Annotated in this window: 13 protein-coding genes; 5 read left to right on the forward strand and 8 right to left on the reverse strand. The window is 67.3% G+C overall.

The features are described 5' to 3' along the window. Positions 1–234 precede the first annotated feature (234 nt). The 6 genes from OHA42_RS02235 to thiO form a co-directional block, all read right to left on the reverse strand. Entirely contained in the window at positions 235–993 is a 759-nt protein-coding gene (locus tag OHA42_RS02235) for an adenylate/guanylate cyclase domain-containing protein (RefSeq protein WP_406239005.1), read from the reverse strand. A 533-nt stretch (positions 994–1,526) separates the two neighbouring features. Then, the gene (locus OHA42_RS02240) at positions 1,527–2,288 is read right to left on the reverse strand and encodes an ABC transporter permease (RefSeq protein ID WP_406234127.1); all 762 of its coding nucleotides are present in this window, start codon (positions 2,286–2,288) and stop codon (positions 1,527–1,529) included. Further along, positions 2,288–3,232: an ABC transporter ATP-binding protein gene (locus OHA42_RS02245; RefSeq protein WP_406234129.1), complete on the reverse strand. Its 945-nt coding sequence runs from the start codon at positions 3,230–3,232 to the stop codon at positions 2,288–2,290. The genes OHA42_RS02240 and OHA42_RS02245 overlap by 1 nt, the downstream gene beginning before the upstream one ends. A gap of 105 nt (positions 3,233–3,337) precedes the next feature. Further along, on the reverse strand, positions 3,338–4,042 hold the full coding sequence (locus OHA42_RS02250) for a thiazole synthase (protein ID WP_406239007.1): 705 nt from the start codon (positions 4,040–4,042) through the stop codon (positions 3,338–3,340). 43 nt (positions 4,043–4,085) lie between these two features. Then, positions 4,086–4,298 (reverse strand): sulfur carrier protein ThiS, encoded by a 213-nt coding sequence (gene thiS, locus OHA42_RS02255; RefSeq protein ID WP_406234131.1) that lies wholly within the window; start codon positions 4,296–4,298, stop codon positions 4,086–4,088. After that, positions 4,295–5,392 (reverse strand): glycine oxidase ThiO, encoded by a 1,098-nt coding sequence (thiO, locus tag OHA42_RS02260; protein ID WP_406234132.1) that lies wholly within the window; start codon positions 5,390–5,392, stop codon positions 4,295–4,297. The genes thiS and thiO overlap by 4 nt, the downstream gene beginning before the upstream one ends. Before the next feature lie 56 nt (positions 5,393–5,448). On the opposite strand from thiO, the gene thiE reads away from it, so the two are divergent. Next, entirely contained in the window at positions 5,449–6,147 is a 699-nt protein-coding gene (thiE, locus tag OHA42_RS02265; RefSeq protein WP_406234134.1) for a thiamine phosphate synthase, read from the forward strand. Between the two features lie 108 nt (positions 6,148–6,255). On the opposite strand, the gene OHA42_RS02270 is transcribed toward thiE, so the two are convergent. Next, positions 6,256–6,978: an NUDIX hydrolase gene (locus OHA42_RS02270; RefSeq protein WP_406234136.1), complete on the reverse strand. Its 723-nt coding sequence runs from the start codon at positions 6,976–6,978 to the stop codon at positions 6,256–6,258. Between the two features lie 117 nt (positions 6,979–7,095). On the opposite strand from OHA42_RS02270, the gene OHA42_RS02275 reads away from it, so the two are divergent. The 4 genes from OHA42_RS02275 (at position 7,096) to OHA42_RS02290 (ending at position 13,569) form a co-directional block, all read left to right on the forward strand. Then, positions 7,096–8,463 carry a hypothetical protein gene (locus OHA42_RS02275; RefSeq protein ID WP_406234138.1) on the forward strand — a complete coding sequence of 456 codons (1,368 nt, stop codon included), beginning with the start codon at positions 7,096–7,098 and terminating at the stop codon, positions 8,461–8,463. After that, positions 8,460–9,437 carry a glutamate ABC transporter substrate-binding protein gene (locus OHA42_RS02280; protein WP_406234140.1) on the forward strand — a complete coding sequence of 326 codons (978 nt, stop codon included), beginning with the start codon at positions 8,460–8,462 and terminating at the stop codon, positions 9,435–9,437. Before OHA42_RS02275 ends, OHA42_RS02280 begins: the two co-directional genes overlap by 4 nt. A gap of 6 nt (positions 9,438–9,443) precedes the next feature. Further along, the gene (locus tag OHA42_RS02285) at positions 9,444–12,062 is read left to right on the forward strand and encodes a tetratricopeptide repeat protein (protein ID WP_406234142.1); all 2,619 of its coding nucleotides are present in this window, start codon (positions 9,444–9,446) and stop codon (positions 12,060–12,062) included. 307 nt (positions 12,063–12,369) lie between these two features. Beyond that, a complete protein-coding gene (locus tag OHA42_RS02290; RefSeq protein ID WP_406234144.1) occupies positions 12,370–13,569 on the forward strand; it encodes a cytochrome P450 in 1,200 nt (399 codons plus the stop codon). On the opposite strand, the gene OHA42_RS02295 is transcribed toward OHA42_RS02290, so the two are convergent. Then, positions 13,566–14,585 (reverse strand): AraC family transcriptional regulator, encoded by a 1,020-nt coding sequence (locus OHA42_RS02295; protein ID WP_406234146.1) that lies wholly within the window; start codon positions 14,583–14,585, stop codon positions 13,566–13,568. The two genes, OHA42_RS02290 and OHA42_RS02295, sit on opposite strands and share 4 nt — an antisense overlap. Positions 14,586–14,691: the final 106 nt, after the last annotated feature.

The raw sequence follows: 14,691 nt of genomic DNA on the forward strand, positions 1-14,691 counted from the left end.
CTCATGCAGCCGCATCCACCAAAGTCGCAAGCCCCGCTACCAACGCCCTCACTCGGCACGATGACACCTTCCGAGCGCAGCGAGACCGCGCACTAAAGTTCGCGGCCCGTCTCGCGTCCGAGCGGCCGATGCGATTGCGACGCAGTCGCGAGCATCGGCCGCTCGGACGCGAGACCAAGGGGGCCGCGAACACGCAGCGCCGCAGGCGCTGCCAAAAAACACAGGGCAGCCAATTCAGTTCAGCCGAAAGATCCGCAAATCCTCGGGCACCCCACTCAACGGTGCCGCAAAAAAACTCCGCCGATACGGCTTAACTGTGTACCCCAATTCCTCCAACGTCTCCGGCCGAAGCGAATCCAGCGTCGCCCCCGACAACATCATGTTGCCGTTGCCGCCCGCTTCCATCACTCGCGCGGCGATGGTGACGTCCACACCGAGCCAGTCACCACCGATCTCCCGCGGTGAACCGGTGTGCAGCCCGACGCGCATCTGCGGCCGGTAGCCGTGGACCTCGACCTGGGCCAGGTTGCGCTTGGCCTGGGTCGCGGCGCGCACCGCACGGTCGGCCGAGGTGAACACGGCCATCACGCCATCACCCATGCGCTTGACGACTTGACCGCCACGGTCGGAGATCGGCGGCTCGATGGCCGTGGCTACCACCCGCAGGAGTTCGAGGGTTGCTTCGTCGCCCGCCGACAGCGACCAACTGGAGAACGCCACCAGATCGGTGAACATCACAGTTACTTCTTGGCTACCTCTGCCGCGGCCGACTCGCTCCAACACGGCCTGCCAGACCTGCAGCGCTCCGAAGCCGATCTCACGGGCCGCGCTCGGTGCGTCACCGACCAGTTTGTCCGCCGCGCGGGCGACCGCGCGAGCGCCGCCGGGACCCGAAACCGACAGTGGGTCACCGAAAGCCGGATCACCTGGCAGCTGCTCACGCGCCTTGCGCAGCGCGCCGATCAGATCCGGTCGCTGATTCGTCGCATTCATCAGTGCGGAAAGCTGCCCCCGGCGAAGCCCCGAACCCGGACGATGCGGCGAACCGTCCTCGTCGACAGGCACCAGCGGTATGACTACCTCGGACGGAATGCCGGTCTCCTCCGGCGTCGACCCGGGCTCAGCACCGCCGGAAGGTGTTTCGCTCACGCCCCGAGCGTATCTCAGCCGACCTACCGTCGGCGGGTTACTTATTATCGCCATGTGCCACCTCACGATCAAACGGAGCGGGCACAGCATTGGGGCCGCCGATAGATAACGTGATAGTTGCTGGAGCCGATGCTACCCAGCATGCATTGCAGAGGGAAGCGTCCTATTTCACAGTTTCCGCGATGTTCACACGCGGTCGGCAGCGGTCGGAAACGAGACCGCCGGTCCGGTGTGGAAGGGGATTCACACACCAGACCGGCGATCGCACCGTCCACCGGGCAGTGGCAGGCGGTGAAAAAGAGCGCGCGATTCCTCCCGACAAGGTCACGCACCCCACACCCGAGCGGCGAGGGAGGGCTACTCGGGTAGCTCCTTGATCAGGCGTCGCGCTGGTTCACCGCGACCAGCGCCGCGCCGAAGATGACCGCCACGAAAGCAATGAAGTAGGCGAGGCTGCCCCATACGCCCCAGTGCCAGTTCGCGGTGGACTCCGAGGAGCTCACGAAGCGCGTGATGTTCTGGAAGGGCAGGAACGGCGCGACATTGCGGCCGAAGCTGCCGAAAGCGCTCAGCAGCGGCTCGATCAGCAAGGACCACAACACAACCAGGGAGATCGCCGCGGCCGACTGCCGAACGAGCACACCGATGCCGATAGCGAGCGCGACGGCGAAGAACGCGTAGATCGGAATGCCGTACACCGAGCGCCAATGGTCCTCGAGCACCATATCGGCGGCGGCCTTCGAGCCGCCGACCACCTTGGCGACGGCGATGGCGATCAGCGCGATGATCGTGGTGAGCACCGCCCCGAAGCCGCCGACCAACGCGGTCTTGGTCACCAGGACCTTCGTCCGATGGGGTACGGCCTGGAACGTCGTCCGGATGACGCCGAAGCGATATTCGCTGGTCACCGTCAATGCGGCCATGATCATCAGGACCATGATGCCGAATCCGGTGACGCCCGCGGTCGCGGTGCCGATGTCCAGCGTCGGCGTCCCCTGGTCGGGGTTGTCACCCGCGGAACGCACGACCAGCGCGAACAGCGCCGACAATCCGATGCCGAGGATCACGATGATGGCCGAGCACCACCAAGGCGACCTGGTCGAGGTGAGCTTGATTCGTTCTGCTGCCAGCACGCCCATCAGAGCGCACCTCCCATCACCTGATCGAAGCCTTCGCCGTGGTACTGCACCGCGCCGCCGGTCATCCGCATGAATGCCTCTTCCAGCGAGGCCCGCTGCGGCGCGAGTTCGAACAACGTGATGTCGTTCGCGCCCGCGAGCTTGCCGACGTCGTCGCTGGTCACGCCCGCCACAACCAGCGCGGGACCGTCGGTGCTCTCACCGTCTTCGCGCACGGTCATGCCGTTGGAGGTGAGCACACTGCGCAGCTGTTCGAGCTGCGGGCTGCGCACCCGCACCGATGCTTCCGAGGCGCGTTCGATGAATTCCTGAGTGGTCGTATCGGAGATCAACTGACCCTTACCGATCACGACCAGGTGCTCGGCGGTCTGCGCCATCTCCGAGAGCAGGTGGCTCGACACCAGCACGGTGCGGCCCTCCGCGGCGAGCCGCTGCATGAACCGGCGGATCCAGAGAATGCCCTCGGGATCGAGGCCGTTGACCGGCTCGTCGAACAGCAGCACCTGCGGATCGCCGAGCAGTGCGCCCGCCAGGCCGAGCCGCTGCGACATGCCGAGCGAGAAGCCACCGGCGGTCTTGCCCGCCACCTCGGACAGGCCGACCAGGCGCAACACCTCGTCGACGCGGGAGGAAGCGATGTCGTTGGAGGCGGCCATCCACTGCAGGTGTGCGCGCGCCGAACGATTCGGATGCACCCACTTCGCATCGAGCAGCGCGCCGACGGCGCGCAGCGGATGGTCGAGATCGTGGTACGGCTTTCCGTTGATCAGTGCGGTTCCCGCGGTGGGCTTGTCCAGCCCGAGGATCATCCGCATAGTGGTCGATTTACCGGCGCCGTTGGGTCCAAGGAAGCCTGTCACCTGTCCAGGTCGGACGGTGAAGGACAGATCCTGAACCGCGACGGTCTGCCCGTAGTGCTTGGTCAGGCCCCTCAGCTCGATCATGAGTACCAGCATTCCGCAAAAGCGGGCCGAGCGCGTCACCAGAAAGTGTCGCGTCGGATCATCCTCGAGGATGATCTCCACCCCGAGGGGTCTGCGGATATTCCCCTAGAGCGCGGGCGAGGACGCCTGAGCCCAGAAACGCTTGGGGATGCGGCCGGCCCGGCGAGCCAGATGGCCCGCGCGGACAGCGTCCGCCATGGCGGCGGCCATCAGTGCAGGGCGTTGGGCCCTCGTCACAGCGGTGGCGAGCAGGACGGCCGAGCAGCCGAGTTCCATGGCGAGGGCGGCGTCGCTCGCGGTGCCGATGCCCGCGTCGAGGATGACGGGAACCCCAGCCCCGGCCACGATCATCTCGATGTTGTGCGGGTTGCCGATGCCGAGGCCGGTGCCGATCGGGGCGCCGAGCGGCATGACCGCGGCGCAGCCCGCGTCTTCCAGCCTGCGGGCCAGGATGGGGTCGTCGGTGGTGTAGGGCAGCACCACGAAACCCGCATCGACCAGTTGTTCTGCGGCGGTGAGCAATTCGATGGGGTCGGGAAGCAGGGTTCGCTCATCGGCGATCACCTCCAGCTTGACCCAGTTGGTGTCGAGCGCCTCGGCGGCCAGCTGTGCGGTGAGCACTGCTTCGGCGGCGGTGCGACAGCCCGCCGTATTGGGCAGCGCCGTAATGTCCAGGCGTTTCAGCAAATCGAGCACCCCCGTGCCGCCGACGGCGTCCACGCGGCGCATCGCGACCGTGGTGAGTTCGGTACCGGAGGCGAGCAATGCCTCCTCGAGCACGGCGAGGTTGTCCGCGCCGCCGGTGCCCATGATCAGCCGGGAGCCGAACTGCTTGCCCGCGATCTCCAGTGCGTCAGCCACCCTGGACCGCCGTGAGTACCTCGATCTGCCAGCCGCGCCCGACCGGCTCGCCCCAGCGGGATTTCGGGAACACCGCACCGTCCACCGCGAGCGCGACGCCCTGATTGGGCAGCCCGAGTCGGTCGAGCAGCTCACGCACGGTCAGTGCTTCGGCGAACTCGTGGTCGGCGCCGTTCACGGTGACACCGATGGGGATTGACGTCATCGAATTCCTCCTGCGGACGACGATAGGGACGGCGCACGGGGCGCCGAAAAGCGTTGCGGATCGGCGGCTTCCGCTGCCGCGAGCACTGTGCCGTCGAGCACGCTCAGCACCGCGTCGGCGGTGAGCGGGACGGCGAGCATGCCGTTGCGGCCGTGTCCGGTCGCGGCGACGATCCGGTCGGTGAGCCGGCCGATCAGCGGCAGATTGTCCGGGGTGCCCGGCCGCGAACCCGCACTGGCCTCGGCCAATTCGTACTCGCCGATGCCGGGCAGCACCGCCTCGGCGTCCGCGATCAGGTCACGGACACCGGCCACGGTCACCGCAGTGTCGAAGCCTGCCTCGTATTGCGTTGCGCCAACGACGATTCCGTCCGCGCGCGGCACCAGATAGACCGGCCTGCCGTGCACTCGGGCGCGGATCACCCGCGTCGGCGGCGGTGTCGCGCCAGGCCGATGCCGTAGGCGCAGGATCTCCCCCTTGACGGGACGGACCGGTAGCTGCGGCCACAAGCCGGCGGAGGCCGCGCCCGCCGCGAGCACGATCTGATCGTGCGGTAGTGCGTCGAGTGCGGCGACCGATTCGGCGCGGAACTCGACTCCCTCGGCCACGCAGGCCTGCCGCAAAGCATCGAGCAGACGCCGGTTGTCGATGGCGGGCTCGGCGGGTGCGAGCAGACCGGCACGCACCGTGCGTGCCAGTGCCGGCTCGCACGCACGCACGCCTGCCCGATCCAGCAGGTGCAGCTCGTTACCGCGACCACCCACCCAGTCGGCCACCGTACGCAGGTCAGCGGCATCGGCTCCGTCGAGCGCGACGGTCAATGTCTGATCGGCGACGAAGACATGCACTCCGGTGGCGGCCTCGACTCGCCCGGCGAAATCCGGCCAGCGGGCCAGTGAGGCGGCGCCGAATTCGAGGACGCGATCCTCCCCCGGCCAGCCTTCCGACAGCGGTGCCAGCATGCCCCCCGCAACCCATGAGGCGCCGGATCCGACGGCGGGGTCGAAGTTTGTGACCGTCCAGCCCGCCTGTGCGGCCCGCCAGGCCACGGCGAGTCCGATGGCGCCGCCACCGACGACAGCCAAAGTCCGCATCCGTTCCACCTGCCTTCTATTCGCATCCCCACGGTAGCGCGGCTACGGTCGAGGGCGTGCAACCCTCCCACCCCTACCGGTCCCTACCGCCCAGGGAGCGTCTGGCAACCGCGCGGCTCTATCTCTGCACCGACGCTCGCCGAGAGAAGGGCGATCTGGCCAAGTTCGCCGAAGCCGCCCTCGCAGGCGGCGTCGACATCATTCAGCTCAGAGACAAGGGCTCGCCCGGCGAGGCGAAGTTCGGTCCGATGGAGGCCAAGGCCGAGCTCGGCGCGCTCGCCGAACTCAAGGCCGCGGCCCGCAGACACGATGCGTTGGTCGCGGTGAACGACCGCGCCGATATCGCACTCGCGTCCGGCGCCGATGTGCTGCACCTCGGACAGGGCGACCTGCCGCCCTGGTACGCCCGGCGCATCCTCGGACCCGAAGTGGTGATCGGGCGCTCCACCCACAATCGCGCGCAGGCCGGACTTGCCGCTATCGACGAGCACATCGATTACTTCTGCACCGGTCCGGTGTGGACGACCCCGACCAAACCCGGCCGCCAGGCCGCCGGACTGGATCTGGTGCGCTCCACCGCCGACGCCCACCCGACCCGGCCCTGGTTCGCGATCGGCGGTGTGGACAGCCCTCGCTTGCCGGAGCTGCTGGCAGCCGGGGCCGACCGCATTGTCGTGGTGCGAGCGATCACCGAAGCCCGTGATCCGGAGGCCGCGGCCCGAGAACTCAAGGCCGCGCTGCTCGAAAACGCGTAGGCCGCAGCGCCCCGGCCCGGCATCTCCGGTCCGCGAGGATGCGGTCCCGGCCGGCGGCTTTTACCAGCTCGCAGCCCGAGTCGAAGAGGGCTGAACACCCAGTGCCGACTAGGACATGACTTGGACGCGGGTGAGCGAAAGGACCGGGTCGGGCATCGCGGTATCGGCGACCGAGGTCGAATCCGATGCTGCCGTCCTAGCGCCGGCCTCGCGCGCGGCAACCACGGCCGGGTCGACGATTCTGACGTAACCACCGGGGCCATCCGGATCCGAATGCAGCCAGACGAACCCTTCGTCGGCCAAATCGACGGTGCGCGGTAGCGCGGCCGCGACGGCGGGGGCGTCCACTACATCGGCCAAGCAGACGCGAGCGGGCGCGGCACGCAGCAACGGCCAGGAGGCGGCGAAGCCGGGGTGCAGCGGACGGGCCTCGACCTCGTCTTCCGGCACCCAGGCCAACGCGGCGCTCTCGCGGTTGCGGCTGGTCGGCAGAGTCATCACGGCATCGGCGACCACGGTCGTATAGGTCCAACCGCTCGATGAGGTGGCTGTGACCCGCTCCCCGCGCACCCGGACGTCGGCGGGATTGATACCCGCCTCCTCCCATGCCTCGCGTACTGCGGCGTGCACGGGCGTCTCGTGGCTGTCGCGCGCGCCGCCCGGCAATGCCCAGGTGCCGCCCTGATGACTCCAGAGCGCGCGATGCTGCAGCAACACCGCGGAACCACCGCCGGCCAGCGGAGCGCGCAGCAGCAGACCGGCCGCGCCGAAGCGGCCCCAGTGCCGCAAGCCGTCGGGGTCATCCGACCAACCGTCACCGTCACCACGCATCTGCCAAACCATCCTCATCCAGCCGTGGCAGGGGTGTTTCACACGCCACGGCACCGGTAAGACCACAATAAACTCCGACACGGCGCGTACGTGCGCCACAAAACCGGGGAGGTGGAGATGGCTCGCACCGAGCAGGCGACGGCTGCGCAGCCGCCGTCGGTCGTTACCGAGCCCGCGCGCAAGCATCTCGGTGCCGCGCGCAACTCGGCGGTGCGTGAGCATCTCGACCCGGCCAATCTGCGATCATTCGCGCAGTCCTCACCGGGACGGCTCATCGCGATCGGCCTGGTCCTCATCGGCCTATGCCTTGCAGCGGGCGTCGTTTCCGCGGTGACGGTGAGCGAACGTCAGCAGGCGCTCGACATCCTGCTCGACGACACCGAGCCGGACGCGCAATCCGCACAGCGGCTCTACACCACGCTGTCCATCGCGGACGCCGCGGCGAGCACCGCATTCATCGCGGGCGGCCTGGAACCCGAGGCCGTGCGCGACCGATACAGTCAGGCGCTCGGCGAGGCGTCCGCGGAGCTGGTGACCCAGTCCGGGCCCATGGCGTCTGCCGACCCCGACACCCGGCTACGGACAGGGATCGCCACCGGCCTGCCCGTGTATTCGGGTCTCATCGAGACGGCTCGAGCGAACAATCGCAGCGGATATCCGGTCGGCGCAGCGTATTTGAGCGAGGCATCGAATCAGATGCAGCAGACGCTGCTGCCGATGGCTCAGGAACTACAGGATCATCGATCGGGCGCGGTCGACGCGGCCCAGCGCCACCATGCGCGGCCACCGTGGCCCGCCATCGTGCTGCTGATACTCGCCTTGGCGTTTTTGGTCTGGGCGCAAATCGAGCTGGCCAAGCGCTGGCACCGCGTGGTCAATCCCGGACTGCTGCTCGCCTCCGCCGCGATGGTGACCCTGTTGGCCTGGACCGTGGTCGCCGGGTCGATCTCGGCCGTGTCGATGATCAGCGGCCGCGACGGCGCGGCGGTGCCCGCCTCCCGGTTGACCGAGAGCCGAATCGTGACCCAGCAGGCGCGTTCCGCCGAAACTTTGAAACTGGTGCGACGCGACGCGACCGGCGACTACGACCGCACCTATGATTACAGCATCGCCCGGCTGACCGAACTGCTCGACGGCTACCCGACGCGCGCGCCCGCAGCTGGGGACGTGGCGAATGCCCGTACCGCACTCGCCCGTTGGCGCGCCGCGCATCAGCGAATGAACGAAACTCTCGCCCACGGCGACTTCGACGGCGCGGCAGCGGTCGCGACCGGACCCGGCACCGCGGACGCCGCCGCCCAGGTGGATGCGCTGGACAGGTCGCTCGGCGCGGCGCTCGCGAAGACAAGGGACACTCTGCGCGGCAAGATCTCCCAGAGCGCCCGAGTGCTCGACTTCCTTGCTCCCGGCGCGATGGTGCTCAGCATCCTCGCCGCGAGTTTGGTCGGCCTCGGTCTCTGGCCCCGACTGCGGGAGTACCGATGAAAACCACACGCGGCATCCTGGCCGCCACCCTGCTCGCCGTCGCCTGTGCCGGCGGTTGTGCCAGCGACTCGCTCTCGAGCGCGCCGGCCAAGATCATCCGATACGACGAACCGCCGCTGCCGGCCAAAGCCGTTCCGGTACTGCCGAATACACCGATCACGCCACTGGTCGACCCGCAATGCGGCGATCCGACCGCCAGCCTGCGGCCGACGGGCTCGGCGGTCGGTGGGCCGACCATCGACGCCATCCGCGCCCGTGGCCGACTGGTGGTCGGACTTGACACCGGCAGCAACCTGTTCAGCTTCCGTGATCCGGTCAGCGGCGCCGTCGTCGGCTTCGACGCCGACATCGCCAGGGAGGTCGCACGCGACCTGCTCGGCAGCCCGGACCTGATCGAATACCGCAGTCTCGGCTCCGCCGACCGCGAGCGGGCGCTGCAAAATCACACCGTCGACCTGGTCGCCAAGACCATGACGATCAACTGTGAACGACGGCAGAAGGTGACGTTCTCCACGGTGTACCTGCGCGCCTACCAGCGCGTGCTCGCGGTGAAGAATTCCGGCATCAACGGCCTCGCCGACCTCGCGGGCAGGCGGGTGTGCGTGGTGCCCGGCACCACCTCACTGGAGCGGATCCGCCACGAACAGCCGGGCGCCACCATCCTTGCGGTGCCGACCTGGGCAGATTGCTTGGTGGTTCTGCAACAGCGCCAGGTCGACGCGGTAAGCACCGACGACGCCATCCTGGCCGGCCTCGCCGCGCAGGATCCCTACTACACCCAACTGGTGGGCGGCAGCATCAGCTTCGAGCCCTACGGCATCGGTATCCCCAAAGGCAACGACGATCTGGTGCGTTTCGTCAACGGGACGCTGGAGCGGATCCGGACCGACGGCACCTGGACCAGAATCTATCGACAGTGGCTTTCCGTGCTCGGCCCCCCACCGGTGCCGCCGGAACCGACCTACCTGGACTGACCGCCGATGACGAGCCAGCACGGCGCCGACCCTGACAATTCCGCCCGTTCCGGAGGGAATGGTTCGCCTGCGCCGCAGGAGGATTCGGCCGACAACGATCTAGCGGGCACCCAGGCGGTCCGACCTGGGCACAGACCCGCGGCCGAGGAGAACATCGGACCTGACACCATCGCCGCCGAAACCGTCGCACCAGGCACCACCGCCGCCGAAACCGTCGGACCGGGCACCACCGCCGCCGAAACCGTCGGACCGGGCACCACCGCTGACAAAAACATCGCGCCGGACAACATAACCGTCGCACCCGGCCCCACAGCTGACGAAAACATCGCCCCGGGCACTTCCGCCGCCAAAGCTGTCGGACCAGGCACCACCGCATCCGAAGCCGCTGGGCCGGGCACAACCGCCGCCGGCTTCACCGTCGGCACGCGGCGTCCGCAGTCGGAGCCGAATTCGAATGCCACGATGCGGACCTCCGGCCGCAGCGTGCGTAGCACGCGCACCATCCGCTCACGCCCGACGGTGCGCAAGCTCGGCGGGGGACTGGTGCCCATCCCGACCATCGTGCCCGCCGATCCGCGCGACGCGGTGCTCACCGATCCGGTCGTCTCCGAAGGCAAGCGCTTCTGCTGGCGTTGCGGGAGCCCGGTCGGCCGGGCCACCGCGGTCCGGCCTGCGATGACCGTGGGGACCTGCCAAACCTGCGGCGCCAACTACGACTTCCGGCCCTTGCTGTTCCCGGGCGACCTGGTCTCGAACCAGTACGAGATCCAGGGCTGCATCGCACACGGTGGACTCGGCTGGATCTACCTGGCGATCGACCGCAATGTCAGCGACCGCTGGGTGGTGCTCAAGGGCCTGCTGCACACGGGTGATGCCGAGGCACAGGCGGTGGCCGTGGCCGAGCGCCAATTCCTTGCCGAAGTGGCCCATCCCAGCATCGTCAAGATCCACAATTTCGTCGAGTACACCGTCCAGGACGGCGAGCCGGTCGGGTATATCGTCATGGAATATGTCGGCGGCAAATCGCTGCGCGACATCCTCGACACCTATCCGCGGCCACATCGGATGCCGGTAGCCGAGGCCATCGCCTATCTGCTGGAGATCCTGCCCGCGCTGGACTACCTGCATTCCGTCGGATTGACCTACAACGATCTCAAGCCCGACAACATCATGATCACCGAGGACCAGGTGAAACTGATCGACCTCGGTGCCGTCGCCATTATCGAAGCGTACGGAAATCTCTACGGCACCCGCGGGTTCCAGGCACCGGAGATAGCACGGACGGGGCCGACTGTGGCGTCGGACATCTACACCGTCGGGCGGACGCTCGCCGTGCTTACATTGAGCATGCCGATGGAGCAGGGCCGTTATCTGGATGGAATTCCAGACCCCGCAGCACATCCCGTGCTCGAGCGCAACGAGTTCTTCCATCGGTTGCTGTTGTCGGCGACCGACCCCGACCCGCAGCGGCGCTTCCCCTCCGCTCGCGCCATGTCCGCCCAGATGGCGGGCGTGCTGCGCGAAATCCTGGCCTTGCAGACCGGGACCGAGCATCCCCAGCTGTCCACGGTGTTCAGCCCGCAGCGCGCCAGTTTCGGCACCGAGGAGCTGATCAGTCAGACCGATGCCTACGCCGACGGCATCGGCCGCAGCACTCGGCTCCCGGCACGGGAAGTCGCTGCGGCCCTTCCTGTTCCGCTCATCGATCCGGCGGATCCTTCCGCGCCGCTGCTCGCCGCCGCCGCCGTGCACCACGACCCGCAGCAGGCACTGGAAGCACTGCGCGAAGCACGCGAGCGCGCCGAATCCGATCCCGAGAATGTTCCCGAGACCATGGATCTGGAGCTGACGCTCGCGGAGGCGCGGGCGTACCTCGATCTCGGCGAGTCGGCCACTGTGCTGGATATGCTGTCGCGCATACCCGCCGATCACGATTGGCGTATCGATTGGCACACCGGTCAGGCCCAGCTGCTGGAACAGGACTACGAAAAGGCTTTCGCCAGTTTCGATGCGGTGCTGCAGGTGCTGCCGGGCGAAATCGCGCCGAAGCTGGCGCTGGCGGCCACGGCGGAACTGATATTGCAGCACTGGGATTCCGACGATCCGGAGCAGTGGCGGGCCTACGCCGAGAAGTTCTACGACACGGTGTGGCGCACCGACCGCGCGGTGGTGAGCGCAGCCTTCGGCCTGGCCAGGCAGCTGGCCACGGCGGGCCGGGTCACCGATGCGGTGCGTGCGCTCGACGAGGTCCCCGTCGCGTCGCGGCACTACACCACAGCACGCCTGACCGCCGTGCTGCTGCTGCTGACCTGCGCGCCGGTGGGCGAACTCGAGGAAGCGACGCTGCACATCGCGGCCTCCCGAATGCTTGTCATACCGAAAGGCGAGGGCCGCGCGGTTCAGATGCGCGTCCTTGTGCTCGGCGCGGCCCTGGCCTGGCTGCAGGCGGGCAATACGCCGAAACGACAGGACGCCACCCTGTTCGGCGCCCCCTTCACCGACCGCGACCTGCGCGAAGGCACCGAAGCCAGCCTGCGGGCCCTGGCCCGCAGCGCGCCGGGCCGAAACCATCGCTACGCCTTGGTCGACCTGGCGAACGCCATTCGAGCCAAGACCTGGATCTAAACCTGAACAAGTCCGGAGTGGTCCGCGCGTTCGCCGACGCGGCCGTCGACGCGGGCTGGATGGCCGAGGCACGCACAGTCGGCCGCCGCAATGGCTGGGACCTATTCGATGATGCGTACACCAGCAATACCAACGGCTCATCGACGTTATAGGCACCGGGACCAGATCTGCCCGAGTTCTCGGACGCTCACTTTTGTTTTGGTTTCTTCCGGTTCCGGTCTGAGGCCGGAAACGCGCGTATCGCGCGCCCCGCACGTACGGACGACCGAGAATCTCCTCAGCAATCCGAAATTTGTTGGGAGACAGCATGACCGAGCACGCGATCCAGCTGCCCACTGCGGGAGAGTCCACCTACGACACCTATGACCGAATTCGTGAGCGCGGCGAGGTCGTTCCTATCGAATTGCCAGGCGGGGTCCCCGCCTGGATCGCGACCAGCTACCAGGCCATCAGTGCAGTCCTGGATGACAAACTGTTCAGCAAGAGTGCCGCGCAGTGTCCGGCCCTGCACGACGGCACCATTCCGGCCGATTGGCCGATGCGCGCGCTCACCGATATCGACCACATGCTCAACAAGGACGGCCTCGACCACCGGCGGCTGCGCAAGACCATCAGCCAGGCGTTCACCCCAGCCAGGGTCGCCGCGCTCGAACCGCGCATAGAGAAGATCGCCGCGAACCTGATCGCAAACTTTCCCAGTGGCGACCGGATCGATCTGGTCTCGGCCTTCACCACGCCGTTCCCGGTCCGGGTGATCTGTGAACTGTTCGGCGTGCCGACAGCGGTACAGCCGCAGCTCAAAGACTGGACCACCACGCTCATCTCGCATACCAGTACCGGCGAACAGGCGCAGAACGCGATGGCGGGCATGCTCGGCTACTTCGCCGAATTGCTGGAGAGTAAACGGCGGGAGCCGGGTGACGATCTCACCACCGCACTGCTGCAAGCCAACGCAGAGAACGAGCTGACCGACGACGAGCTGTGCAACATGCTCTGGATAGTGATCGTGGCCGGACACGAGACCACTGTGCACCTGCTGGGCAACGCCGTCGTCACGCTGTGCACCCATCCCGAACAACGCGCCAAGGCGCTCGTCGAGGACCGATGGTCCGATGTCGTCGAGGAAGTGCTGCGGTACAAGTCATCTGTGGTCGGTGCCCTCATGCGATACGCACGCCATGATGTGACGGTGGCGGGAGTCGACATTCCCGCGGGCAGCATGATGATGTGGTACGGCGGAGTAGGCAGGGACGCGCGGCACTACCCGGACGCCGGTACGTTCGATATCGACCACGACCACCGGGACCAGTTGGCGTTCGGTCGCGGCCCGCACTTCTGTCTCGGTGCGCCGCTGGCCCGACTGGAGAGCCGCATCGCACTTTCCATGCTGTTCAATCGCTTTCCGCGGTTGAGCCTCGCGGGTGATCCGGCGGATATCGAGTACGCCCCGCAGATCAGCACCAACGGACCACTCGTGCTTCCGGTGCGGCTCGATTCCGCCACCTAGACGATGTCGGCCGGATGCGGGCTTCCGCTATCGGGCCCGAGCGGCTCCGGTCGGCGCGCCGCCACCGACTCCGGCACACCGCCGCGCTCGGTGAGTTCGGCCAGCCTGCGGTGCCGGAAATCGCGTGGCGTCTCGCCGAACCGCGCTTTGAACGCCGTGGAGAACCAGGCGGGGGTGAAGCCACTGCGGATGGCCAGGTCGCGGATGGGCACTGCCTGCCTTGTCGGGTCCTCGAGTAGGTCGCGGGCGGCGCGCAGTGCCTCGTCCCGACGCACATCACGGAACGTGGTGCCCGACTGCTGCAGGACCGTTCGCAACAGCCGTGGAGACCAGCCCAGCGCATGTGCCACTGCGGGCAATCGCACGTCACCGTGGCCGACGTTCGCCCGCACATATCGCCGAATATGCTCGGCAATCTGCGCATGATGAGCCTGCTGCGGATGGGTGTCTCCGAGCGAGATCAAGGACAGCAGCTCGGCGATTCGATCGCAGACCGCATTGAACTCACGGTCGGACAGGTTCGACTGTTCGGCGTGGGCACTACGGATCATGGCCTGTGTGATGCGGCCGAGGCCGGAGTTCAGGTCGAGCACCCTGGCGCCTGGGCCGGAAGACCCTGCTCGATGGTCGATCTCGGTGCGTGGCACCTGGAACGCGTATGCCGACAGTTCCGGAATGTGTAGCTGGCACACGTCATCGAGGGCGGTCAACGCGGCATGGCCGGGATGCGTCCACGTCACCTCATCCCGATATCGGACCGAGTACAAACCCTGTTCTGGGAGGACGACCCAGTAGAAGTCGTCGCAGGGACCTCGGCGGATGTGCGTTCGTGTTCGGTAGGAGGTGCTGGTTCCACGCTGCTCCCAGCGCAACAACCGATAGACGGTCGACTCCTGAACCGTCAGCCCCGAATGCCAGCGCTCGGGGTCGCGGTACTGATAGTCCATCCCGACGAAGCTGTTGGCGACCGTCGTCCACGACTGCGAATCGCTCGCAGTCACGCGATAGCACTTCATAGTGAACACCCTCGCCGTCGGCTCACAGATATCGTATTGTGCACCAGCACAACACGTCTGCACCACGATTACGCCCGGCCAGCTGGTCGCCGTTTGCGGCCGCGAA

This window comes from Nocardia sp. NBC_01009 (genome assembly GCF_045208035.1).
Classification (GTDB): domain Bacteria; phylum Actinomycetota; class Actinomycetes; order Mycobacteriales; family Mycobacteriaceae; genus Nocardia.